Genomic DNA, 21,510 nt, shown 5'->3' with positions numbered 1-21,510 from the left:
TCCGGACACTGTCCCGGGGGTAGGTCACACGTCGGGCGACGCCATCAGCGCCGCCGCCGTGAACAGCTCGACGCCCACCGTGATCGCGTTCTCGTCGGCGTCGAAGTCGCCCTGGTGCAGATCGCGTACGGTCCGCTCGCCGGGGCGGCGGACGCCGAGGCGGGCCATGGCGCCGGGGACGTGCTCCAGGTACCAGGAGAAGTCCTCGCCGCCGAGGCTCTGCTCGGTGGACTCCACCGAGTCGAGACCGCAGCGCGTGACCATCGCGCGGCGCAGGAGTTCGGCGGTGTCGCGGTCGTTGACGACCGGCGGCACGCCGCGCACATAGGTGATCTCCGACTTGGCGCCGTGCAGGGTGGCGACCTCGTCGATGGCGGCGTGCACGATGTCGGGCGCGTCCCGCCAGGCGTCCAGGTCCAGGCAGCGGACGGTGCCGGAGAGCTCGGCGTGCTGCGGGATGACGTTGGGGGCGTGGCCCGACTCGATACGGCCCCAGGTCAGGGCCAGTCCGCTGCGGGTGTCGACGCGGCGGGCGATCAGCGCGGGCACGTCGGTGGCGACGCGGGCGGCGGCGGTGACCAGGTCGGTGGTCAGGTGCGGGCGGGCGGTGTGGCCGCCGGGGCCGTCCAGGGCGACGTCGAGCCGGTCGCAGGCGCTGGTGATGGGGCCGTGCCGCAGCCCGATCCGGCCGCACTCGACCTTGGGGTCGCAGTGCAGGGCGAGGATGCGGCCGACGCCCTCCAGCGCGCCGTCGGCGATGGCGGTCAGGGCACCGCCGGGCAGCTGCTCCTCGGCGGGCTGGAAGATCAGCCGCACCGGGCGGGGCAGCAGGCCCTTGGCGTGCAGGTCGGCCAGGACCAGGCCGGCGCCGAGCACGACGGTGGTGTGCACGTCGTGGCCGCAGGCGTGGGCGCGGTCGGGCACGGTGGACCGGTACGCGCAGTCCTTGGTGTCCGGGATGGGCAGCGCGTCGATGTCGGCGCGCAGGGCCAGCAGCGACACGTCGGAGCGCTCACCCTCGGTGTGCCCGATGTCGCAGATGAGCCCGGTTCCGGTGACCAGGACACGGGGCTTCAGCCCGGCCCGCTCGAGCCGCTCCTTGATGGCGGCGGTGGTGCGGAACTCCTGGTTGCCCAGCTCAGGGTGCATGTGCAGGTCACGGCGGAACGCCACGAGTTCGGCGTGCAGTGACTCGCTGAGCGCGCCGGGGAGCACAGCACCGGGGAGGTCGGCCACGGTCTCTCGGGTCATCGATCGGTTCACCCTCTGAAGGGTAGGACGCCCGGACGGTCGACTGACCCTCGATCAACAAAACTTCAGCCCGTGGAGGGAAGAAAATCTGACCGGCGGACGCTTGGCGGCGGACGGGGGTGGGTAAGACCTTTCCTTCTCCCTCCACGGATACCATGCCCGCCGCCCCGGCGCTCGGTTTGTCCAGGGACCGGACCCGTGCGGCCGAGCGGCGCCGGTAGGGTGCGGGGGCGTGACCGACAGCACCTCGGACTACCTGCGTACCACCCACGCGTCCGCGAGCCGCGGGGCGAGGAGGCTCGGGCACGGGGGTTCGTACCGGCGCGGAAGGGCTGACCCTCACGGAGCAACCGGGCCTCAGGTCCCCGGTATCACCGTCGTCAGCCGGTGGGTGTCGCGGGCCGTGCCCGTCACGCCGGACAGGAATCCCTGGGCGCGGGGTGAGGCGTGGGCGGTGAGCCAGGCGGGGTCTATGTCGCAGACCGCGACCCGCACACCGGTGCCCTTCAGGGCGAGGGGGAGGGTGTGGACGACCGTGGAGGGGAAACTCAGCACGGTGCCGCCGATCGGGCCCCGGCGGGCGATCAGCTCCAGGGGCAGGTCGGGGCGGACGATCTCCAGGCCGGTCTCGACGGCCAGCCGGTGCAGCTTCGGGGTGCTCTCGCGGCGGTGCGCGAAGTAGCGGGTGGCGCCGTGGGCCTTGGCCAGCGCCTGTACGGCGGCGAGGTAGCGGTCCGCGTCGACCACGCCGGTCTCCACCAGGGAGGTGCCCACCAGGTCCGCGCTCCTGGTGACGCGGGGCGGGCCGAAGCGGGCGCGGGTCCAGGCGAACTCGTTGGCGGTGACCGTGACGCCGTCCGGGGTCTCGGTCACCGGCATCGCGGAGAAGACCTCCACCCGCCGGCCACCGCGCGGGGTGAGACGGCGCCGGGCGGTGGCGGCCACCGGGGCGAAGAGCAGGTCGCGGGGGCCGGGCCGGCCGCCCCTGCGGTGCCAGCGCACCAGGCGCTCGCCCCGGGCGAGCTGGGCGACGAACTCCATGGTGGCGGTGCCGTCGTCCACCACGACCAGCTCGGGCGCCCGGGTGATGGTGAGCAGGAGCTGTACGTAGCGGGAGAAGGGGTCGCCCATGACGATCCGGCCGGCCCGCCGGAGCGCCCCGGCCAGCGACCCGACGGTGTGGAACGGGGCACCGGCCCCGCCCCGCGCCTCCTCCCAGCGCACCTCGTACCCCTCGTCCCGGGCGAGGTCGGCCATGCGGCGCAGCTGGCCCCGGGTCATGGGGTCGGTGGGGGCCAGCACGACGAGCGTCAGCTCCGCCCCGGCCCCCTCGCGCGCGGGCACCCCGCCCGCGTGGGCCCACTCCAGTACGTTCAGCAGCTGCACCGGGCTCTCCACGAAGGCGAGCGTGCGGGCAGGGGGGCCGGGGTGTCCGGCGCGGGGGCTCATGGGGGTGCGACCGTCCTGTCGTAGAGCAGTCGGGCGAGTGGGATCAGACCGTGAGCGGTTCGCCGGCGGCGGCGGCGATCTCCGCCTCGGCGACCACACCGGAGACCCGGCGCAGCTTCTTCATCGGGCCCAGCTCGGAGTCGTAGACCTTCTTGACGCCGTCGCCGAGGGACGCCTCGATGGCGCGGATGTCACGGACCAGGCGGATCAGGCCCTGCGGCTCGACGGAGGCGGCCTGGTCGGAGCCCCACATGGCGCGGTCGAGGGTGATGTGGCGCTCGACGAAGACGGCGCCGATGGCGACGGCGGCCAGCGTGGTCTGCAGGCCGGTCTCGTGGCCGGAGTAGCCGATCGGGACGTTCGGGTACTCCTTCTCCAGCGTGTTGATGACGCGGAGGTTCAGCTCCTCGGCCTGCGCCGGGTAGGTGGAGGTGGCGTGGCACATCAGGATGTTGTCGCTGCCGAGCACCTCGACCGCGTGCCGGATCTGCTTCGGGGTGGACATGCCGGTGGAGAGGATCACCGTGCGGCCGGTGGCGCGCAGGGCGCGCAGCAGCTCGTCGTCGGTGAGGGAGGCGGAGGCCACCTTGTGGGCGGGCACGTCGAACTTCTCCAGGAAGGCGACGGCCTCGGTGTCCCACGGGGAGGCGAACCAGTCGATCCCCTTCTCCTTGCAGTACTCGTCGATCTGGCGGTACTCGTCCTCGCCGAACTCCACGCGGTGGCGGTAGTCGATGTAGGTCATCCGGCCCCAGGGGGTGTCGCGCTCGATGTCCCACTGGTCGCGCGGGGTGCAGATCTCGGGGGTGCGCTTCTGGAACTTCACGGCGTCGCAGCCGGCCTCGGCGGCGGCGTCGATCAGCTTGAAGGCGTTGTCCAGCTCACCGTTGTGGTTGATGCCGATCTCGCCGGTGACGTAGACCGGGCGGCCGGGGCCGGCCTCGCGGGAACCGAACTTGCGGATGCGGGAGTCGGTGCTCATGTCAGGGTGTTCCTTACTTGCCGGTGGAGATGGGGAGGGTGTCGGGGGAGTCGAGGGAGGGGCCGAGGAGCCAGCCCGCGATCTCGCGGATCGCGCCGTGTCCGCCGGGGACGGTGGTGACGGCGCGGGCGGCGCCGCGTACGGCGTCATGGGCGTCGGCGACCGCGACGGGCCAGCCGACGAGGGCGAGGCAGGGCAGGTCGTTGACGTCGTTGCCCGCGTAGAGCACCCGCTCGGGGGCGATGCCCTGTTCCTCGCACCACTGCTTGAGGGCGAGGTCCTTGCGGTCGATGCCGTGCAGCACCGGCAGCCGGAGCTTGCGGGCGCGGGCGGCGACGACGGGGTTCTGCTCGGTGGACAGGATCAGCGTGGGCAGCCCGGCGCGGCGCAGCGCGGCGATGCCGAGCCCGTCGCCCCGGTGCACGGCGACGATCTCCCGTCCGTCGGTGTCGATCAGCACCCGGTCGTCGGTCTGGGTGCCGTCGAAGTCGAGGACCACGGCGTCGACGTCGTCGAGGGTGGGCAGGGCGCCCGCCGGGACGGTGTCCAGCAGCGGGGCCAGGGCGCGGGCGCGGGCCAGCTCGTGCGGGTCGTCGATCTCCAGCACCCGGGCCGGGTCGGTGCGGACCAGCTCGGTGCGGCCGAAGAAGCGGTGGCCGTGGGCGCGGAAGCCGCTGACGTCCATCGCGTAGGCGGCGCCGGTCTCCAGCAGGTCCTGGGGGCGGTCCTGGCGGCGGGGGCGTACGGCCTTGTCGTGGTTGACGCCGTAGCCGCCGGGCGTCCCGGGGGCGTCGTCGCGCCAGACGAAGCCGTGGAAGGGCGCCACGGTGACGGCGGTGTCGGCGCCGTCACGGGCGACCGCCCCGGCGACCCTGCCGATGTCGTCGGCGAGCAGGAAGGGGCTGGTGCACTGCACGAGCAGCACCACGTCGACGGCCGACCCGGTCCGCTCCTCGAAGGCGTCCAGGGCGTGCAGGACGGCGGCCTCGGAGGTGGCGGTGTCGCCGGCGATGGCGGCGGGCCGGGTGACGATCTCGGCGCCGGCCGCGCGGGCGGCGGCCGCGACGGCAGCGTCGTCGGTGGAGACCACGACGTCGGTGACGGCCGGGGCGCCCAGGCAGGCACGCACCGCGCGGGCCACCAGCGGGACACCGCCCACGGGCGCCAGGTTCTTGGCGGGCACCCCCTTGGAGCCGCCGCGCGCCGGGATCACGGCGAGTACCCGGCGCGGCGGGCCGTCCGGATCGGCGGGCGTGTGGGTCATGGGTTCTGCTCCTCGGGGTGGGGTGGGGTTGGTCACAGCTCGCCCATCCGCCGGATCACGGGGGCGACCCGCTGGACGCCGTGCCGGTAGGCGCCCCGGGCCGCGCGGCGCACGATCTGCCGGACGGGTCCGGCCTCCGCGCGGGTGGCGGGGCTGCCGGGCAGCGGGGCGCCGTCGGGGCCGAGGTGGTGGCGGGCGAGGATGCCGGGCAGATAGCCGGGCGCGGTCTCGGGCGTGTAGTAGGGGTCGAGGCGCGGCAGCGCGCCGGACCGCTCCAGCAGGGCGCCGATACGGGCGCGGGCGGCGTCGAAGGCGCCGGCGTACGACCCGTCCCCCGCGGCGACCCCCTGCCGGGCGAGCCACACCGGGTCGGGCTCCGGGCGGTGCCCGGCGTCCAGCCGGTCCCAGGAGGTGAGGCAGCCGGAGCCCAGGAAGTGGTGGTTGCCCAGCGCCTCGCGGACGCCCAGGTCGGTCAGCACGGCCGTGGGGATGCTCCGGTGCAGGGACTCCAGGGCGGCGGTGGAGCTGACGGTGACCAGCAGGTCGGTCCGGTCCAGCACCTCCCCCATGTGCCCGTACACCAGACGGAGATTGGCCGGCAGCGCCCGCCCCCGGACCAGCTTCTGGTACGGCAGCTCCTCGATGTGCGTGGTGTGCTCGCCGGGCTTGGAACGCAGCTTGAGCAGCACCTCGCGCTCGGGGTGCCGCCGGGCGTGCCCGATGAGCCGCTCCAGCAGGTAGGTACGGTCGGTCCGGTTCTCCGGTACGGAGGGCTGCGCGGCGAACGTCACCGTGAACGGGGCCCGTTCACCCGTGTACGCCTCTCCGCCGAGGAACGGCAGCGCGACCTCGGTGACCGCGCCGGCGTCGGCGCCGACTCCCTCGTACACGGCCCGGAACCGGTCCGCGTCCTGGGCCGAGTTGGCGAGGACGAGGTCGGCGCCGTGCCGCAGCAGCAGGCCGTCGGCGAGCTTCTCGTAGACGACTCCTACGTACCCGGTGACGACCACCGGGCGCGGGCCGCCGCCCCAGGCGTTCCTCAGTCCGTGCAGCATGGCCTGCACCCCGCCGCCGACCAGCGCGAGGACGAGGATGTCGTACGACTCCGCCGTCATGGCGCGCAGGAACTCCGCGCCGGTGACCTCGCGGAGCGAGTCGGCGGTGACGCCGGTCTCCGCGAGCTGGCGGGGTGTCGGGGTGGCCCGGCCTCGCAGGAGGTAGCCGTCGAGGCGGATTCCGGCGGCGGCGGGAGCGATACGGCGCGCGGTGAGCGCGCCCCACTTCCACCGGGTGTCGGAATCGGCGAGGACGGCGATCCGCGGGGACTTCGTTGCACTGGCTGGCACGCCGAAGACGCTAGGAAGCGATTCGTAGCCCCGGCCCAACCCGGCCTCAACAAAGGGTTAACAGCACATCGACGAATGGGGATCCGGGCCCGGATCGGCCTCCGGGAAAACCTGGTTCACTGCTTCGCCACGCTTCGTTCACCCGGTATCCAGACGAGCGTCGACCCGAATGCCGGGCCCCGCCCTAACGTCCTCGGCGTGGTCAAGCTCTCGGTCATCGTGCCGTTCTACAACGTGCAGCAATACGCGCCGGACACATTGAGGAGTCTTCGTGCGAACGCGCGGGACGATTACGAGTTCATTCTCGTGGACGACTGTTCCCGCGACGGGACGCCGGGCATCCTGGAGCGCGCCGAGCGCGAACTGCCGGGCGCCGTCGTCGTCCGGCACGAGCGCAACGGCGGGCTGGCGACCGCCCGCAACACCGGTATCGACCGGGCGCGCGGCGAGTACCTGACGTTCCTCGACGGCGACGACTGGCTCGCACCCGGTTACTACGACCAACTGGTGGGGCACATCGAAGAGTTGGGCTGCGACTTCCTGCGGACCGACCATGTCCAGTGCACCGCGCGCGCCCGGTCCGTGCACCGGGTGCCGCACGGCCGGCGCGGGGTCGTCCTGGACCCGAGGGCGGCGATCCTGCCCGCCGACCGGTCGACCTCGGTGGACTACGCGTACGCCTGGGCCGGGATCTACCACCGGCGGCTGGCGGAGCGGGGGCTGCTGCACTTCACGGACGGGCTGCGCACGGCGGAGGACCGGCCGTGGATCTGGCGGCTGCACCGGGAGGCGGAGTCGTTCGCCGTGGTGGGGCTGCTCGGGGTGTTCTACCGGCGCGGGGTCGCCTCCTCGCTGACCCAGATCGGAGATGTCCGGCAGCTCGACTTCCTCCGCGCGTTCGACCAGGTCATAGCCGAAACGGCCGCCGACAGGGACGCCGATTCCCTGCTGCCGAAAGCCGTGCGCACCTATTGCGCGATCATTTCCCACCATCTGGGAAGCATCGAAAGGTTCGAGCCGCAGGTGGCGAGAAAACTGAAATCCCTGAGCGCGGCCGCCCTGCGGCGCATGCCGCAGGACGTGCTGAACGAGGCGCTGGACTCCATGGACCTGGCCCGCGCCACCCGCCTGCGCCGGCTCCGCCGCCGCCCCTCCCCCGCCGGGGCCGCCGCGTGACCACCCAGATCTTCCAGGCGTCCACGCTGTACGGCGTGGCCACCCTGGCCGCCGCCCTGGACTCCGGCTGCTTCGCCCCCGCCGACCGGCGCGTCCTGCTCGTCTGCAACAACGCGGCGACCCCGGAGACCACACCCCCGCTGGACGAGATGCCCGGCTTCGCCTCGCTGCGCGACCGCTTCGACGACGTGCTGTCGTACAACGAGACGATCCACCCCTTCCACCCCGGCGGCTGGCTGCCTCGCGCGGACGACATGCCGCTGTGGCAGCGGTACTTCCGCCACGAATGGGAACTGGGGGACGAGCGGGTCGAGTTGGCGGTCGAGTCGATCCAGGTCAACCCGTCGCTGGCGCTCACGCAGATCTTCATCGGCGCCCCGGTCACGGTCTACGCGGACGGTCTGATGAGCTACGGCCCCACCCGCAACAAGATCGACCCGCTGGTCGGCACCCGCGTGGACCGGCTGCTCCACCTGGACCTGGTGCCGGGCCTCCAGCCGCTGCTGCTCACCGAGTTCGGGGTCCCGGCCGAGGTGGTACCGTCCGCCGCCTTCACCAAGGTGCTGGCGGAACTGGCCGACACCGGGGACGAGTTGCCCGCGATCGAGGAACCCGCGCTACTGCTCGGCCAGTACCTGTCGGCGCTGGACATCCTCACCCCGGACGAGGAGGAGGCGCTGCACGTCCGGATGCTGCGCGGCGCGGTCGGACTGGGCCACACCCGCGTGGTGTTCAAGCCGCACCCCACCGCACCGGCCCGCTACGCCCGCACCCTGGAGGAGGAGGCGGAGCGGCTCGGGGCGGACCTCACCGTGCTGGACACCCCGGTGCTGGCCGAGGTGCTGTACCAGCGGACGCGCCCGGCGCTGGTCGTCGGCTGCTTCTCCACCGCCCTGCTGACCGCCGCCACGCTGTACGGCCTGCCCGTGGCGCGGGTCGGCACCGGCACCCTGCTGGAGCGGCTCGCCCCGTACGAGAACAGCAACCGGGTCCCGGTCACCGTGGTCGACGCGCTGCTGCCCGAGCTGGGCGACCGGGCGGCCGTCACCGAGGGGCGGCGCGGGATGGCGGTCGCCGAACTGGGCGAGCTGATAAGGGCGGTGGGCTTCGCCATGCAGCCGAAGATCCTGCCCCGGCTGCGGGCCGAGGTCGAGGACTTCCTCACCCGGCACCTGGACCCGGGCACCCTGCGCTACTTCAAGCGCCGGCGGCTGACCGTGCTGGGACTGCCCGGCGGGGTGCCCGCGCAGCTGGCGTTCATCCCGCGCAACGCGACCGTCCGCCGGGTCGCGCGCCGGGCGCGCGGGCTGCGCCGGACCGCCCGCGGCTGAACCGCCCTCCTACCGACCGATTCGATGCCAAGGACTCCACAGATGACCGCCATCTCGCCGCTGGCCCCGCCCGCCGGCCTCTCCCAGCCGGTCGCCACCGGGGCGCGGAACCGGCTCCTCGCCCTGGACGGGCTCCGGCTCGTGGCCGCGCTGATGGTGTGCCTGTACCACTACGCCGGGCGCGGCGGCACGATCTCGGAGTCCTGGCACCAGAGCCCCTCCGAGGTCTTCCCCCGGCTCTCCCAGATCGCCCCCTACGGCTGTCTGGGCGTGCAGTTCTTCTTCGTGATCAGCGGTTTCGTCATCTGCATGAGCGGCTGGGGCCGCACGCTCGGGGACTTCTTCCGCTCCCGTGTGGCCCGGCTGTACCCCGCGTACTGGGTGGCGCTGGTGCTGGTCACCGGGGCGGCCTTCGTACTGCCGGTGGTGGTGCACCCCGTACGGGCGGACGAGTTCCTGGTCAACCTGACCATGCTCCAGCAGCCGATGGGCGCCTCCCGGGTGCTGGGCGTGTGCTGGACGCTCTGGGCCGAGGTCCGGTTCTACGCGCTGTTCGCCCTGTTCGTGGTATGGCGCGGGGCGACCTACCGGCGGGTGGTGCTGTTCGCCAGCGTCTGGACGCTGGCCGCCGCGATCTCCACCACCGCCGGGAACGCCCTCACCGACGCGCTGGTCATGCCGCAGTACGCCCCGTTCTTCGTCGGCGGACTCGCCCTGTACCTGGTCCACCGCTTCGGCAGCAGCCCGCTGCTGTGGGGCCTGGTGGCGATGTCCTGGCTGCTCGGGCAGAGCGCGGCGGTGCGCGGGCTGTGGCATCCGGGGGCGCACGGCGACTTCACCCGGTATCCGGTGGTGATCGTCGCCGTGGTCACGCTGGCCTTCGCCTCGGTGGCGGCCGTCGCCCTCGGCTGGACCCGCTGGGCGTCCTGGCCCTGGCTGGTGACGGCGGGCGCGCTGACGTACCCGTTCTACCTGGTGCACGAGCACCTGGGCTGGTTCGCGGTACGGGTGCTGCACAGGGGTCTCGGGCTCGCGCCCTGGCCGACGCTGGGGCTGACGGTGACGGGGATGCTGGTGCTGGCGTGGCTGCTGCACCGGTTCGTGGAGCAGCCGTTCGGCCCCCGGCTGCGCCGGGCGCTCAAGAGCTGACGTCAGCGGACGCCGTACGCGGCCTCGACCCCGGCCGCGATCAGCTTCAGCCCGTACTGACCTAACCCGCCGCCAGCGACAGCTTCACCGCGAACCCCAGGAACAGCACCCCGGCCGCCGAGGTGGCCGTCGCCGAGAGGCGCCTGCGGCGGCGGAACGCGGCGGCCAGCCGGGAGCCGCTGAAGATCAGGGCGGTGAGGTAGAGGAAGCTGGCGATCTGGGCGAAGGCGCCGAGTACGACGAAGGACAGCGCGGGGTAGGCGTAGGCCGGGTCCACGAACTGGACGAAGAAGGCCACGAAGAACAGGATCGCCTTGGGGTTGAACAGGCTGACCACGAACGCCCGCCGGAACGGCCGCTCGGCCGCCGGCCCCTCCTCGACGGCCTCCGCCACGACCGCCTCGCGCCGGGTCCGCCACAGCTGCCGGGCGGCCCGCAGCATCCCGATCGCCAGCCAGGTGAGATAACCGGCACCGGCGTACTTCACGATCCCGAACAGCACGGCGTTCGCCTGGAGCAGCGAGGCCACTCCGGCCGCCGACAGGGTCATCAGCACGGCGTCCCCGCACCACACCCCGGCGGCCGCCGTATACCCGGGCCTGACCCCCTTCCGCGCCGCCACCGACAGCACGTACAGCGAGTTGGGACCCGGAAGCAGAATGATGAGCAGCAGCCCGGCCAGGTAGGCGGGCAGATCAATGACGCCGAACATGAGAGCGAGTGTCGCACGCCGGCACCGGTGGCTCAGCGGGCGTCCGGTAGCTGATACACCCCCCACACCGACCGCAGCATGACGCGGATCTCGCCCGGGGTGGCCTGGGCGCGGGGGGGCGTTGGCGGCGCCCTCGGCGGCGGTGCCGAACCCGGCGTTCTGCCGCATGGTCCAGGGACGGCCGGTGTACCTGCTCGGGTACACGCCACGGGTGCAGGGGTACGCGCCCGGTTCGCCCAGCTCGGTGGCGGGGTCCCGGCCGGGCAGCGCGTGAGGGCCGTAGACCGGCCGGACGGGTGTGCCCGACTCCGGTTCCCGCGCCGTGGCTGCCTCCGGAATCCGGCGGGGTCGGTCGCCTTCCTCGATGCCTCGATGCCTCGATGCCTCGTTGTTCGGCGGCGGGCGCGCGGGGGAAGCATCCCGGGCATGAGGATTCCGGGGAGCACCGTCGCCCTGTTCGCCTCGGCCGCCGCCCTCGCCGTGGCGCTCGGGGGGTGCAAACCGCCGCCGGAGGGGGCCGACGGGAAGCCGCGGTACCCGGTCCACTTCGACACGCCGTCCGCCCGGCCGCACACCACCACCCGGTTCTTGTTCGCGCGCGGGGACAGCGGGACGGGGGTGCGGGAGCTGCAGGCCCGGCTGCGTCAGGTCCAGTGGCTGTACGACGGGCCGACCGGGGAGTACGACGACCTCACCGAGCGGGCGGTCAGCGGGTTCCAGGCCAAGCGCGGGCTGCCCCGTACCGGCCGCGTGGACCCCGTCACCTGGCAGCGGCTCCGGGCGATGACGCACCGGCCGGGCAGGTGGGAGCTGTATCTGATGGGCGGCCAGCCCGCCGCCGCGCCCGACCCGCGCTGTCTGACCGGGCGGGTGCTGTGCGTGAGCAAGACCAGCCGGACCCTGCGCTGGATGATCGACGGCCGCACGCTGACCACCGTCTCGGTCCGCTTCGGCTCGCAGTACACCCCCACCCGCGAGGGTGTGTTCAGCATCTACTGGAAGTCACGGCACCACGTGTCGACGCTCTACGACTCCCCGATGCCGTACGCCATGTTCTTCAGCGGCGGCCAGGCGGTCCACTACTCCTACGACTTCGCGGCGCGCGGCTACGCGGGCGGTTCGCACGGCTGCGTGAACGTCCGGGACGAGGGGGCCGTCGCCTCGCTCTTCGCCCAGGTGCGCAACGGCGACAAGGTGGTGGTGTACCGGTGAGCGGCGTCCGCCGGTGAGCTGAGGGCGCGGGCAGGACCGGGGGAACGTGTCCCGCCCGCGCCGGTGCACGAGCCGTGAGGTACGGGGGGAACCCCGGCTCAGTGCGACGGCCGATGACCAGTCGGCTCACTCAGTACTGCGCCACCGCGTCCAGAAACGTCACACCTTTCCGAAACAAATTTGCGGAAGTGACAAAGTCGCAGGTCAGAGGGGATCTGATGGCTTGAGGGAAGGTGGAGGTGGAGGTGGGTGTGGGTGTGGGTATGGGGGCGGGGGGCTTCGGCGCCGCCGGCATGGCTGCGGCCGGGCCGGCCGCCGCCCTGCTCCTGATCGCGCTTGCGGCCTCCGCCGCCCTCGCGGTGCGTGCCCCGGTGGTCGCGGGTGCGGCCGGAGCCGTTCACCTCGGCGGCGACCAGTACGGCCCGGCAGTACACGTCGATCCGGTCCGGACCGCCCGCGAGACCATCCAGGGCCCGTCTGTCGCCGGCCTCCGGCTTCTGGCCGTCGCGCAGGTCGCGGCAGGCGGTGGCGGCGGCCCACCAGCGGGCGCCGGGGCGGCGGGAGGGGCGGCCGGACGGGGGCCGCGTGGTGGCCTCGTCCGTGGGCCCGGCCGCTTCGGCATGGTTCCCGGGCGCCGGTGCCCCGGGGTTGACCCCTGGGATGCGCGAGGTGTCCGGGGTCCGCGAGGTACCCGGCGAGGGCGCCGGGGACGTCGGGTCGCCGGACCGGACCGGGCTGGCGGCGGCGGAGACGGAGGCGCCGGGCCGGGGTGTGCCGTGCCGGAACGGGCCGGGCAGCACCCCGCTGCCCGCGGCCACCGCCACCCCGCCCAGCGTGCCGGCGGCCAGCGCGGCGGCGAGCCCGAGCCGGAGCGGCAGGCCCCAGCGGGAGCGCCGGGCCGGCGGGGCGGGGGCGCCGATGCGGACGAGGCCCGCGTCGGCGCGTCCGTACGTGCTCCCGGTCGGGACGGCAGCCGCACGCGCGTCCCGGAACGCGGCCAACGCGGCCTTCTCTCCCGGCAGTTCACCGAGCGCGGGCGCTCCCTGGGCGGCCAGCGCGGCGAGCACTCCCGCGAGCCGGCCGACCCGGTCACGCGCACCGGCGTCGACGGCTTCCAACGGCTGACCACGCAGCAGACGTTCCGACGCCTCACCGTCCAGCCACTTGTCGTGCTCGTCGGCCATCACATGTCCCTCTGCGTCCGCGTACGCGTACGCGTCACACTCGCGGACGGCACCGTGCGACCGCGCGGTGTCCGCTGGGGCGGGAGCGCGTCGAGCCCTCCCGTCGACTCCGGGTCGGCGCCGAGGAGTTCGGCGAGCCGTTTCAGACCCCGGTGCGCGGCGGTGCGGACGGCGCCCGCGCGCTTGCCGAGCGTCTCGGCGGCGGTCTTGGCGTCGAGCCCGACCACCACGCGCAGCACGACGGCCTCGGCCTGGTCCTGCGGGAGCCGGGCGATGAGGGAGAGGGTGCCGCCGGTGGTCAGGGCCTCCATGGCCTCGACCTCGGTGTCCGACTCGGCGGCCCGGCCGGTCAGTTCGGTCTCGTCGCCGCCTATCAGGGGGCGGCGGCCGCGCATCCGTATGTGGTCCAGGGCGCGGTTGCGGGCTATCCGCGCGGCCCAGCCCCGGAACCGGTCGGCGTCACCGTCGAACCGGCCGAGGTCGCGCGCGATCTGCAGCCATGCCTCGGACGTGACGTCCTCGGCGTCCAAGTCGCCGACCAGCGTGCGTACATAGCCGAGCAGCCGTGGATGCACCGCGCGGTACACCGTACGGAACGCGGTCTCGTCCCCCGCCTGAGCCGCGCGCACCGCGGCCGTCAACTCCGCGTCGTCCCCCTGCACCGCACTCCCTTTACGCCCGCCCTCGATCGGCGCGAAACGCACGTTACGGCCTGAAACCGCTGCTCGTCCATGTCTGTGGAAGATGCAACTGACTCGTGACACGTCCTGGGTGTGACACATGACGCGGCCATGACGCAGAACAACATGACGGACCGCTCGCGGTCCGCACCACGCGACGGCCGGGGTCTCTCCTGTGGGGGGTGGCGGCCCTGGCCGTCGCTCTGGCGTTCGGCCCTCCGCCGGGGCACGATGCGGCCCGCGTACGGGGTGCGGGACGGACGGCGCGACGCCGGGCCCGGGGCGGGCTTCGGGAGCCCTTCGACCCGGCGCCTGCAGAACCGAATCATCAAGTTGTCCGGCAAGAGGTTTGACAGTCGTCTGAGCGTACATACGTCGTGTTAACAAAACCCTTACGTCGTCAAGGAGCCGTGTCATGGGCATTATCGCGTGGATTCTCATCGGACTGATCGCCGGATTCATCGCCAAGGCGATCATGCCGGGGAAGGACCCGGGCGGGGTCATCATCACGATCCTGATCGGCATCGCGGGCGGTCTGCTGGGCGGCTTCCTCGGCAAGGTCATCTTCGGTGTCGACTCCATCGACGGCTTCTTCGACCTCTCCACCTGGATCGCGGCCATCATCGGCTCCGTCATCCTGCTGGTCCTCTACCGCGTCATCACGGGCAACCGGCGACACGCCTGAGCACTCCCGGAAACGCGGCACACCGAACGGCTCCTCCCCGCACCTTGTGGGGACGGAGCCGTTCGCCGTGCGTAAGCCCGGCGCGAGGGGGCAGTCGGTGAGAGATGTGATCGACGAGAGTCATCGGCACGTAGCGCCGTGACGCCGTCGCCGTATGGAAGGAATGTCATGTTGCTGCCGGCCGAAAAGAGTCTGCGCGTGGTTCTGGCGCGCTTCGCCGCCGCGCGTATCGACCACGACCAGCGGCCCACCCCCCGCACCGACCGGATGCTGCAGGACTCCGTCTACACGCTGTGCGTCATGACCGGCACCCACACCAGCGAGGACGCCCTGCACGCCGCCGACGCGATGCTGGAGCAGTACCGCGCCGGCCGCGACGGCGTCACCCAGGCCGACGAGGTACTCGCCGCCTGAGGGCCCTGGAGGACCCCTTGCGCCCGCACGCCGGAGGGCGTCTCAGCCGGACACGGGGGTCAGTTCCTCATCGGCCCACTCGGCGAAGGTGGTGAGCGGGATGCCAAGCTCCCTGGCGAACTCGGGCCGGGCGGGCTGGAGGACGACGTTGTTCCACTCGTGTCCGGCTCCCCACTTCGGCATGCCCGCGTCGAGGGCCTCTTCCGCGCTCATGGAGGGCGCGGTCACGGGCACGCCCCATGCGGCGGACAAGGTCTGCGCGATCTGCTCCATGGTGCGCAGGTCACCGGCCAGTTCCAGTTCCACCTGGTGGAACCGGTCGGGGTCCTGGAAGGCGTGCGCGGCGGCCGTGCCGATGTCCCGCGTGGCCACCAGGGCGAGTTCGGTGTCCGGTTTCAGGACCGTCAGCAGTCCGCCGCCGGGCCCCTGGGGAGCCAGTAGGGGCAGGTTCTCCATGAAGAAGGCGGGCTTGATCACCGTCCAGCGGGCAAAGCCCGCACCGCGCACCGCCTCCATGATCGCCTGTTTGGTCTGGAAGTAGTCCGCCATCGCCGCCCAGCGGCCCTCGGCCCAGCCGGGGACCCGGGTGTGCTCACCGACTCCGCTGGTCGAGGACTGCACGAACTGCCGCACACCCCCTGCCTTCGCCGCGTCCACCAGGTGGGCGGCCTGGGCGAGTTCGGTCGCGAAGTCCACGCTGGTGTCGGTCATGGGCGGCATCTGCACCGAGAACACCGCGCGGACCCCGTCGACCGCCGGGCCGAGGGAGGCCCGGTCGGAAAGATCCGCCCGCACCAGTTCGGCACCCAGCGCCTCGATCGCCCTGGCGGGCTTCGACCACGGATCGCGGACGAGCGCACGCACGGGCACCTCGGCGGCCAGGAGTGCGCGAGCCGTGGCCCCGCCCTGCCGGCCGGTGGCTCCGGTGACCAGGACGGTATCGCTGGAGATGGGCATGACCGCTGCTCCTCACGGACCGGGGGAAGATAAAACGGCGGGTCCCGCCGTTTCCCTGCCGCTAAAATATGGCAGGGCCCGCCGTTTAGCAATGAGGAGATCATGACCGGTCAGCGCTCGGACGCCCGACGCAACTACCAACGCATCCTCGCCGTCGCCGAAGCCGAGGTCGCCGCGCACGGCGCCGAGGCGTCCCAGGAGCAGATCGCCCGCACGGCGGGCGTCGGTTCGGCGACCGTGCGCCGACACTTCCCCACCCGCCGCGCCCTTCTCGAAGCCGTCTTCCAGGAGCGCGTCGAGGCCCTGTGCGAGGACGCCCACCGCCTGAGCGCGGCCGGGGACGGCCGCACCGCACTCCTGGAGTGGCTCCACGCCTTCGTCCGCTACGCCGTCTCAGCCCGCGGATTCGCCAGTGTCCTCAGCTACGAGCCCCCCACCGAAGAACCCTCCCCGAACGGCTGCGGCGGCAGCATCGAAGCGGCGGGGAGCCCCCTGCTCCAGCGGGCCATCCGCGACGGGGCGGTGGCGCCGCACGTCACCTTTCACGACCTGCTGACCCTCGCCACCGGCATCGCCCTGGCCACCGAAAACCACAAGGACCCCGCCACTCAGGCCGACCGCCTCTTCCGCCTCGCTGTGGAAGGGCTCAGCCCTGAGCACGGCACAGCCGGCGAGCCTGGAAACTCCCACTCGTAGGCGCTGGGGACAGAAGGACCGCCGAACGCGCGGATCTGCGCCGCCGCAGCGAGCCGGAACCGCACACCGGGTCCCAGCTGCGGCCGTCCGGGGGGTAAGCGGTCCTGGCCGGCCACGCGTCACACGATTCGGCGCCGTTCCGGCAACCTGCGCAGGACCGCCCCATCGCACCCTCAGGACGGACACAGAACCCGCCCCGAGCCGAGGTTCAACCCTGCGCCCGCGCCCGCCGGGACACCACCGCACGCAGTACCCGCCGTCCCTCCCCCGACACGTCCAGCGCCCGCCGCAGCCCCTGCGGGCCGTGCTCCGCGAGGAGTTGGAGGACGACCGTCTGCCGCCCCAGCTCGGCGGCGACCAGCGGCAGTTCCTCATCCACGCCCTCAGCGCCGGCGGGACCCAGCAGCCGGTGCACCCGCAGCGAGGCCGCCGAGCATGCCTCGGCCCACTCCCGCAGCGCCTCCCGGTCCCGCCCGTCCGGAGCCGACAGCAGCATCCCCCGCGCCACCCACGCCGCCTCGTTCTCACCGGCGGCGGGCTCCACCGCACCCAGCACGGCCCGCACCTTCTCCAGGCTCCCGGACCAGTCGGAGCCGTCCACGAGATGAGCCCACAGCGGGCGCAGCAACTCGTCGTCGTCGACGAGCAGGGACACGCACCGATCCGAACAAGCCAGTCCGCTCGCGGCCAGCCCGCGTTCGTCGGCCTGCGCGATCAGTTCCTCCAGGCTCATGGATGCCTCCCTCGCCTGGGCACCGTCTGTACGGAGCCCGCATTTCCCCTTACTGCGTGCGACGGGCCCGGAGTGTCACAGTCACCGGTTTTCAGCCAAGAGCGCCGGACGGCAGCGACGGCAGCGACGGCCCTTGAAGCGCCTTCTCGTGCTGCATCCGGGTCAGCCGGAGGACCACCACGGCGGCCAGCGCGGCGGAGACGAGACCGATCCCGTCGGCCACGGCCTGTACACCCGCCCCGGGTTCCACCCGCAGCAGCCGTACGACGAGCAGCCCGGCCACCCAGGACGCCCACCACAGGTCGACCAGCCCGTGCCCGGCCGGCCGCCCCAGCGGCGCGCTGGCGTCCCACGCGTCCAGGACGATCCGGCGCGGGAACCAGAGGTTCACGAACGGCACGAGCCAGCCGCCGATCGTCCACCACCGCGCTTTGCTCTGCGAACTCGCGTCGAACACCTCGGCGTTGATGTGCACCCGCCACAGCCAGCACAGGTACACGGTCGCCGTGGGCAGCAGCAGGACCCCCTGCGCGATGGTGAGGAGCGATCCGATCCGGACGGACGGCCGCGCCAGGTCGGTCCAGACCGCGACCAGGTCGACGGCGCCGACCAGCCCCAGCAGTACCGCGGTCGCCCGCCCCAGCCCCACCGGCGAGCGAGGCGGCGGCCCCGGCGGCACGAAGGGCGTGAAGTCCGCCGCCGGCGCGCAGCGGGCGCACCGCGTCTCCCCGGTGACGGCCTCGACGCTGTGGCAACTGGCGCATTTCATGGCGGTGTTCCCCCCCGTACGACGGAAAAGGTGTACGCGGCCCTCCCCAGAGCCGCGTACACCCGAGCGAACACGAGAACCTACGTGCTCAGCGCATGTCCGTCCACTTACCCCAGCCTGTTGGCCAGCTCCTCGAACTGCGGCCAGGTCAGCGGCGGTTGCCCCGGGTCCCAGAGCTTCTGCACGGTGGCCCGCAGCGGCATCCGGATGCCGGACGCGACCTGGCTCTCGGTCTGGGCGTTGGGGAAGTCGCACCACACGGCGAAGGAGCCGCCGAGGATCCGGCCGTCGTACCGGGCCGGGACCGGGCTGGTGCCCCGGATCACGCGCGGGGTCCACTCCTGGTAGATCCGCCGGCCGGTCGGGTAGGTGAAGTCGTTCGGCTCGCCTAGGACGTAGTACAGGTACTCGTCGTTGTAGTTGTAGAGCTGGCGGCCCGCGCTCAGGTAGTCCACCGGGGGCCGGGCGCCGATCTCCTTGCCGGTCCAGTAGGCGACCTGGATGTCCTTGGCGGGCTGGATCGTGGAGTCACGCAGGAAGCCGTCGTTCCACGCCCGCATGGTGCGGTCGTGGGCCCGGACGGTGTCCGCGCGGCCGTTCAGCCAGCCGGTGGTGAGGTCGGCGACGTTGCCGTTCGCGCCGTAGGCGTCGCGGGCGGCGGCGGCGAGCCGCGGGTAGGACGCCTCGGGGTCGGAGACGACCAGCGCCTGGTACTCGTCGCCGCCCAGGTTCCACTTGTCGCCGGGGAAGAGGTCCGCGTACTCGTCCAGCAGATCGTCCACGATCTTCGCGGACTCGGGCTTGGAGATGTCGATCGCGCCGCGCGTCGCCTTGCCGTCGACGTTGCGGAGCTGGAGATCGGGGTGGGCGGCGATGACGGCGCCCAGGTGCCCCGGCGAGTCGATCTCGGGCACGATCGTGATGTGCCGGGCGGCGGCCAGGTCCACGATCCTCTTGACCTGCGCCTTGCTGAGATGGTCCTTGGAGACGATCTCGGGGTGGCTGGTGGACTGGATGCGGAACGCCTGGTCGTCCGAGAAGTGCAGCCCCAGCTCGTTGTACTTCAGATCGCCGAGTTCGCGTATCCGGTCCTCGATCCAGGTCTCGGAGAACGGTTTGCGCGCGATGTCGAGCATGAAGCCGCGCGCGGGCTTGGCGGGCTCGTCCTCGACCACGCCCTCGGGCGCGGTACCGCCGCCGTGGACCTCCTGCTTGAGGGTCCGGGTGCCGTAGAAGACGCCCGCGTCGGCGGGCCCCTTGATGTCCACCCGGCCGTCGCGCACGGTCATGGTGTACGACTCCGGGTTGCCGCTCCCGCCGAGGCCGAGGCGGACGTCGCCGGCCTTGGAGTCGCTCTTCTCCCCGCCGTAGTCGAGGCCCAGCTCACCCGCTATGAGCCTGCCCTCGTCGGCCAGCGCCGGGTCGGTGACCACCACCCGGCCGCCGTCCCGCGGCTTCCAGCCGGGCCCTCGGGCGGCGGTGTGCTCGCGCACCGCCGGGATGGTCCGCGGTGCCTGCGACACGGGGTAGGAGCGGCTGGGCGAGGGGGTCGGCGGATCGGCCTGCCGGGAGGCGCCGACCGTGCCCGCGTCCGAGCCTCCGGCGGAACCACTCCCTCCGGATGACGCCCACACTCCGACGCCCACCCCGGCCACCACGGTCCCGACGACCGCGGCGGCCATGATGGTCCGCTTCCGCTCGAGCTGTCGTGCCGAAGCGCGATGTCTGTGCTTGCTCACCCTCCCAACGTACGACCGATCCGCGGTTCACCCGTCACCGAGATGTTCCGAAACTCTCCCGTCCGAGTGAAATTCGGGCATCAGCCGGACACACAGTGACCACTCTCGATAGCGTGTCGGCACATCCTTCACAGGCTTCCCTGTCACCCCTCCCCTGCCCTCCCCTGACTTCTCCTGACCTCCCATGAGGACCCAAGCTGCCTGCGCACCGTTCGCCTTATCTCCCCACCCCGCTCGACGCCTTCAACCTGGCGCCGGCCGAGGAGGCCCGCGCGCTGCTCCTGCGCTGTCTGCGCAACGCCCGCTGGGCGCACCGGCTCGCCGAGCACCGGCCCTACCCCGACCTGGCCGCCCTGCTGGCGGCCGCGGACGAGGCGGCCTACGACCTGCGGGTCGTCGACCTGGCCGACGCCCTGGCGGGCGAGTCGCTGCCCGAGCTGCCCGAGGACACCTACTCGGCCGCCCACACGGCGCTGAGCGCTGCGCACGCCGCCTACGAGGCCCGCTTCGGCCATGTCTTCGTGATCGCCCCGGGCGGCGCCTCACCCGGGGAGGCGCTGGACCGCGTCCTCGCGGGCATCCGGTCACGATTGGCGAACGATCCCGAGGACGAGCGGGTGGTGGCCGCCGAGGAGCTGCGGGGCCTGGCCCGGCACCGGCTCGCGACCCATCTGGGCGGCGCTAACACCCGCGCGACCAGCCACTACGCGCCCCGACACGGCGTATAGGGGGCGAATCCGCCCGGATGGCCGCGAAGGGGAAAGCATGACCGGCCTGATCACCCGTAACAGGCCCCCCGTGAGCCGCACCGCACCTCATGGATACGATGCTGAGGGCCGGTGGACCGTACCCGGCCGGGCCCGGCCGACACAGAAGCCGGCGCGGCCCTAGTCCCCGCATCCGGAGGGTTCTTCCGTGCCGGCTGGAACGTTGTACCGCGGCCGGGAAGGTATGTGGTCCTGGGTGGCTCATCGAGTCACCGGCGTCCTCATCTTCTTCTTCCTGTTCGTTCACGTGCTGGACACCGCCCTCGTGCGTGTCTCCCCCGAGGACTACGACAAGGTCGTAGCCACGTACAAGACCCCGATCGTCGCGCTGCTGGAGTACGGCCTCGTGGCCGCCATCCTCTTCCACGCGCTCAACGGTCTGCGCGTCATCGCCGTCGACTTCTGGTCGAAGGGCCCGCGCTACCAGAAGCAGATGCTGTGGAGCGTCCTCGGCGTCTGGATCATCCTGATGGCCGGCGCCCTGTACCCGGTCCTCGGCCACGCCGCTCGTGTCCTGTTCGGGAGCTGACGCCGATGTCCACCTCTGAGATCAACCTGACGGGCTCCTCCGCGGCCGCCGAGGACGCCTACGCGCTGTCCATCGACGCCCCGCGCTCGCGCACCCGTACCAAGAGGACCGCGAAGTCCACGCGGGGCAACTTCGAGATGGCCGCCTGGCTCTTCATGCGCCTGTCCGGCGTCGTGCTGGTCGTGCTCGTCCTCGGCCACGTGCTGATCCAGCTGGTGCTGGACGGCGGGGTCTCCAAGATCGGCTTCGCGTTCGTGGCCGGCCGCTGGGCGTCCCCGTTCTGGCAGGTCTGGGACCTGGCGATGCTGTGGCTGGCGATGCTGCACGGCGCCAACGGCCTGCGCACGGTCATCAACGACTACGCGGAGCGTGTGAACACCCGCCTGTGGCTCAAGGGCCTGCTCTACACGGCCACGGTGTTCACCATCCTGCTGGGCACGCTGGTGATCTTCACCTTCGACCCGAACATCCGTTAGGCACGGGGC

22 protein-coding genes and 1 pseudogene are annotated in these 21,510 nt (G+C 72.4%); 10 read left to right on the top strand and 13 right to left on the bottom strand.

Annotated elements, in window-relative coordinates; genetic code table 11:
- Positions 1 to 24 precede the first annotated feature (24 nt).
- From ACFWN1_RS10845 to ACFWN1_RS10825, 5 genes are all read right to left on the bottom strand, one after another.
- Positions 25 to 1,251 (bottom strand): M20 family metallopeptidase, encoded by a 1,227-nt coding sequence (locus tag ACFWN1_RS10845; RefSeq protein WP_384359786.1) that lies wholly within the window; start codon positions 1,249 to 1,251, stop codon positions 25 to 27.
- Between the two features lie 357 nt (positions 1,252 to 1,608).
- Positions 1,609 to 2,700: a hypothetical protein gene (locus tag ACFWN1_RS10840; RefSeq protein ID WP_384359784.1), complete on the bottom strand. Its 1,092-nt coding sequence runs from the start codon at positions 2,698 to 2,700 to the stop codon at positions 1,609 to 1,611.
- Between the two features lie 43 nt (positions 2,701 to 2,743).
- On the bottom strand, positions 2,744 to 3,682 hold the full coding sequence (locus ACFWN1_RS10835; protein ID WP_384359782.1) for an N-acetylneuraminate synthase family protein: 939 nt from the start codon (positions 3,680 to 3,682) through the stop codon (positions 2,744 to 2,746).
- Between the two features lie 13 nt (positions 3,683 to 3,695).
- Complete coding sequence (locus ACFWN1_RS10830; protein WP_384359780.1) at positions 3,696 to 4,946, bottom strand: cytidylyltransferase domain-containing protein; 1,251 nt, start codon at positions 4,944 to 4,946, stop codon at positions 3,696 to 3,698.
- Positions 4,947 to 4,978: 32 nt separating this feature from the next.
- On the bottom strand, positions 4,979 to 6,292 hold the full coding sequence (locus ACFWN1_RS10825; protein WP_384359778.1) for a DUF6716 putative glycosyltransferase: 1,314 nt from the start codon (positions 6,290 to 6,292) through the stop codon (positions 4,979 to 4,981).
- Between the two features lie 198 nt (positions 6,293 to 6,490).
- Here ACFWN1_RS10825 and ACFWN1_RS10820 point away from each other — a divergent pair, with 198 nt between their 5' ends.
- Genes ACFWN1_RS10820 through ACFWN1_RS10810 form a run of 3 tightly spaced genes read left to right on the top strand, consistent with a single transcriptional unit; the run spans position 6,491 to position 9,948 of the window.
- On the top strand, positions 6,491 to 7,468 hold the full coding sequence (locus tag ACFWN1_RS10820) for a glycosyltransferase family 2 protein (RefSeq protein WP_384359776.1): 978 nt from the start codon (positions 6,491 to 6,493) through the stop codon (positions 7,466 to 7,468).
- Entirely contained in the window at positions 7,465 to 8,799 is a 1,335-nt protein-coding gene (locus ACFWN1_RS10815) for an alpha-2,8-polysialyltransferase family protein (RefSeq protein ID WP_384359774.1), read from the top strand. The genes ACFWN1_RS10820 and ACFWN1_RS10815 overlap by 4 nt, the downstream gene beginning before the upstream one ends.
- A 42-nt stretch (positions 8,800 to 8,841) precedes the next feature.
- Positions 8,842 to 9,948: an acyltransferase family protein gene (locus tag ACFWN1_RS10810; RefSeq protein ID WP_384359772.1), complete on the top strand. Its 1,107-nt coding sequence runs from the start codon at positions 8,842 to 8,844 to the stop codon at positions 9,946 to 9,948.
- A 61-nt stretch (positions 9,949 to 10,009) separates the two neighbouring features.
- Here ACFWN1_RS10810 and leuE read toward each other — a convergent pair whose 3' ends face one another.
- Both leuE and ACFWN1_RS10800 read right to left on the bottom strand, forming a co-directional pair.
- Positions 10,010 to 10,660 carry a leucine efflux protein LeuE gene (gene leuE, locus ACFWN1_RS10805; protein WP_384359794.1) on the bottom strand — a complete coding sequence of 217 codons (651 nt, stop codon included), beginning with the start codon at positions 10,658 to 10,660 and terminating at the stop codon, positions 10,010 to 10,012.
- 141 nt (positions 10,661 to 10,801) lie between these two features.
- Positions 10,802 to 11,206: pseudogene (locus tag ACFWN1_RS10800) on the bottom strand (methylmalonyl-CoA mutase family protein); the annotation flags it as partial.
- Between ACFWN1_RS10800 and ACFWN1_RS10795 the strand changes: the two are divergent.
- Positions 11,087 to 11,872 (top strand): L,D-transpeptidase family protein, encoded by a 786-nt coding sequence (locus ACFWN1_RS10795; RefSeq protein ID WP_384359770.1) that lies wholly within the window; start codon positions 11,087 to 11,089, stop codon positions 11,870 to 11,872. The pseudogene ACFWN1_RS10800 and the gene ACFWN1_RS10795 sit on opposite strands and share 120 nt — an antisense overlap.
- A gap of 98 nt (positions 11,873 to 11,970) precedes the next feature.
- Here ACFWN1_RS10795 and ACFWN1_RS10790 read toward each other — a convergent pair whose 3' ends face one another.
- Positions 11,971 to 13,056 carry a hypothetical protein gene (locus tag ACFWN1_RS10790; protein WP_384359769.1) on the bottom strand — a complete coding sequence of 362 codons (1,086 nt, stop codon included), beginning with the start codon at positions 13,054 to 13,056 and terminating at the stop codon, positions 11,971 to 11,973.
- Complete coding sequence (locus tag ACFWN1_RS10785) at positions 13,056 to 13,718, bottom strand: RNA polymerase sigma factor (RefSeq protein WP_384359767.1); 663 nt, start codon at positions 13,716 to 13,718, stop codon at positions 13,056 to 13,058. Before ACFWN1_RS10785 ends, ACFWN1_RS10790 begins: the two co-directional genes overlap by 1 nt.
- 433 nt (positions 13,719 to 14,151) lie before the next feature.
- Between ACFWN1_RS10785 and ACFWN1_RS10780 the strand changes: the two genes are divergently transcribed.
- The gene (locus ACFWN1_RS10780) at positions 14,152 to 14,421 is read left to right on the top strand and encodes a GlsB/YeaQ/YmgE family stress response membrane protein (protein ID WP_355194859.1); all 270 of its coding nucleotides are present in this window, start codon (positions 14,152 to 14,154) and stop codon (positions 14,419 to 14,421) included.
- Positions 14,422 to 14,589: 168 nt separating this feature from the next.
- Positions 14,590 to 14,835, top strand: coding sequence for a DUF5133 domain-containing protein (locus ACFWN1_RS10775; RefSeq protein WP_384359766.1), 246 nt, complete (start codon positions 14,590 to 14,592; stop codon positions 14,833 to 14,835).
- Positions 14,836 to 14,877: 42 nt separating this feature from the next.
- Here ACFWN1_RS10775 and ACFWN1_RS10770 read toward each other — a convergent pair whose 3' ends face one another.
- Positions 14,878 to 15,792, bottom strand: coding sequence for an NmrA family NAD(P)-binding protein (locus tag ACFWN1_RS10770; RefSeq protein WP_384359765.1), 915 nt, complete (start codon positions 15,790 to 15,792; stop codon positions 14,878 to 14,880).
- A 102-nt stretch (positions 15,793 to 15,894) separates the two neighbouring features.
- Here ACFWN1_RS10770 and ACFWN1_RS10765 point away from each other — a divergent pair, with 102 nt between their 5' ends.
- Positions 15,895 to 16,488 carry a TetR/AcrR family transcriptional regulator gene (locus tag ACFWN1_RS10765; protein ID WP_384359764.1) on the top strand — a complete coding sequence of 198 codons (594 nt, stop codon included), beginning with the start codon at positions 15,895 to 15,897 and terminating at the stop codon, positions 16,486 to 16,488.
- Between the two features lie 208 nt (positions 16,489 to 16,696).
- Here ACFWN1_RS10765 and ACFWN1_RS10760 read toward each other — a convergent pair whose 3' ends face one another.
- The 3 genes from ACFWN1_RS10760 to ACFWN1_RS10750 all read right to left on the bottom strand — a co-directional run bounded on the left by ACFWN1_RS10760 (position 16,697) and on the right by ACFWN1_RS10750 (position 19,672).
- On the bottom strand, positions 16,697 to 17,221 hold the full coding sequence (locus tag ACFWN1_RS10760) for a hypothetical protein (protein WP_384359763.1): 525 nt from the start codon (positions 17,219 to 17,221) through the stop codon (positions 16,697 to 16,699).
- Positions 17,222 to 17,312: 91 nt separating this feature from the next.
- Positions 17,313 to 17,990 carry a DUF4328 domain-containing protein gene (locus ACFWN1_RS10755; RefSeq protein WP_384359762.1) on the bottom strand — a complete coding sequence of 226 codons (678 nt, stop codon included), beginning with the start codon at positions 17,988 to 17,990 and terminating at the stop codon, positions 17,313 to 17,315.
- Between the two features lie 107 nt (positions 17,991 to 18,097).
- Positions 18,098 to 19,672 (bottom strand): glycoside hydrolase family 20 protein, encoded by a 1,575-nt coding sequence (locus ACFWN1_RS10750; protein WP_384359792.1) that lies wholly within the window; start codon positions 19,670 to 19,672, stop codon positions 18,098 to 18,100.
- Between the two features lie 254 nt (positions 19,673 to 19,926).
- On the opposite strand from ACFWN1_RS10750, the gene ACFWN1_RS10745 reads away from it, so the two are divergent.
- The 3 genes from ACFWN1_RS10745 (at position 19,927) to ACFWN1_RS10735 (ending at position 21,501) form a co-directional block, all read left to right on the top strand.
- A complete protein-coding gene (locus tag ACFWN1_RS10745; RefSeq protein ID WP_384359790.1) occupies positions 19,927 to 20,457 on the top strand; it encodes a 2-oxo-4-hydroxy-4-carboxy-5-ureidoimidazoline decarboxylase in 531 nt (176 codons plus the stop codon).
- 187 nt (positions 20,458 to 20,644) lie between these two features.
- Complete coding sequence (sdhC, locus tag ACFWN1_RS10740) at positions 20,645 to 21,025, top strand: succinate dehydrogenase, cytochrome b556 subunit (protein ID WP_037774792.1); 381 nt, start codon at positions 20,645 to 20,647, stop codon at positions 21,023 to 21,025.
- 5 nt (positions 21,026 to 21,030) lie between these two features.
- Complete coding sequence (locus ACFWN1_RS10735) at positions 21,031 to 21,501, top strand: succinate dehydrogenase hydrophobic membrane anchor subunit (RefSeq protein WP_384359761.1); 471 nt, start codon at positions 21,031 to 21,033, stop codon at positions 21,499 to 21,501.
- Positions 21,502 to 21,510 lie beyond the last annotated feature (9 nt).

Origin of the sequence: Streptomyces sp. NPDC058459 (assembly GCF_042721685.1) — a bacterium.
Lineage (GTDB): Bacteria > Actinomycetota > Actinomycetes > Streptomycetales > Streptomycetaceae > Streptomyces.
The sequence above is the reverse complement of the archived record's forward strand: the minus strand, read 5'-3'. Positions and strand labels throughout refer to the sequence as shown.

Bases quoted from the DNA above. Each gene is read 5' to 3' on its own strand.
- ACFWN1_RS10765 (WP_384359764.1), top strand. From the start codon at position 15,895: ATGACCGGTCAGCGCTCGGACGCCCGACGCAACTACCAACGCATCCTC.
- ACFWN1_RS10790 (WP_384359769.1), bottom strand. From the start codon at position 13,056: ATGGCCGACGAGCACGACAAGTGGCTGGACGGTGAGGCGTCGGAACGT.
- ACFWN1_RS10845 (WP_384359786.1), bottom strand. From the start codon at position 1,251: ATGACCCGAGAGACCGTGGCCGACCTCCCCGGTGCTGTGCTCCCCGGC.
- ACFWN1_RS10810 (WP_384359772.1), top strand. From the start codon at position 8,842: ATGACCGCCATCTCGCCGCTGGCCCCGCCCGCCGGCCTCTCCCAGCCG.
- ACFWN1_RS10750 (WP_384359792.1), bottom strand. From the start codon at position 19,672: ATGGCCGCCGCGGTCGTCGGGACCGTGGTGGCCGGGGTGGGCGTCGGA.
- ACFWN1_RS10795 (WP_384359770.1), top strand. From the start codon at position 11,087: ATGAGGATTCCGGGGAGCACCGTCGCCCTGTTCGCCTCGGCCGCCGCC.
- ACFWN1_RS10755 (WP_384359762.1), bottom strand. From the start codon at position 17,990: ATGAAATGCGCCAGTTGCCACAGCGTCGAGGCCGTCACCGGGGAGACG.
- leuE (WP_384359794.1), bottom strand. From the start codon at position 10,660: ATGTTCGGCGTCATTGATCTGCCCGCCTACCTGGCCGGGCTGCTGCTC.
- ACFWN1_RS10780 (WP_355194859.1), top strand. From the start codon at position 14,152: ATGGGCATTATCGCGTGGATTCTCATCGGACTGATCGCCGGATTCATC.
- ACFWN1_RS10840 (WP_384359784.1), bottom strand. From the start codon at position 2,700: ATGAGCCCCCGCGCCGGACACCCCGGCCCCCCTGCCCGCACGCTCGCC.
- ACFWN1_RS10735 (WP_384359761.1), top strand. From the start codon at position 21,031: ATGTCCACCTCTGAGATCAACCTGACGGGCTCCTCCGCGGCCGCCGAG.
- ACFWN1_RS10830 (WP_384359780.1), bottom strand. From the start codon at position 4,946: ATGACCCACACGCCCGCCGATCCGGACGGCCCGCCGCGCCGGGTACTC.
- ACFWN1_RS10770 (WP_384359765.1), bottom strand. From the start codon at position 15,792: ATGCCCATCTCCAGCGATACCGTCCTGGTCACCGGAGCCACCGGCCGG.
- ACFWN1_RS10775 (WP_384359766.1), top strand. From the start codon at position 14,590: ATGTTGCTGCCGGCCGAAAAGAGTCTGCGCGTGGTTCTGGCGCGCTTC.
- ACFWN1_RS10760 (WP_384359763.1), bottom strand. From the start codon at position 17,221: ATGAGCCTGGAGGAACTGATCGCGCAGGCCGACGAACGCGGGCTGGCC.
- ACFWN1_RS10835 (WP_384359782.1), bottom strand. From the start codon at position 3,682: ATGAGCACCGACTCCCGCATCCGCAAGTTCGGTTCCCGCGAGGCCGGC.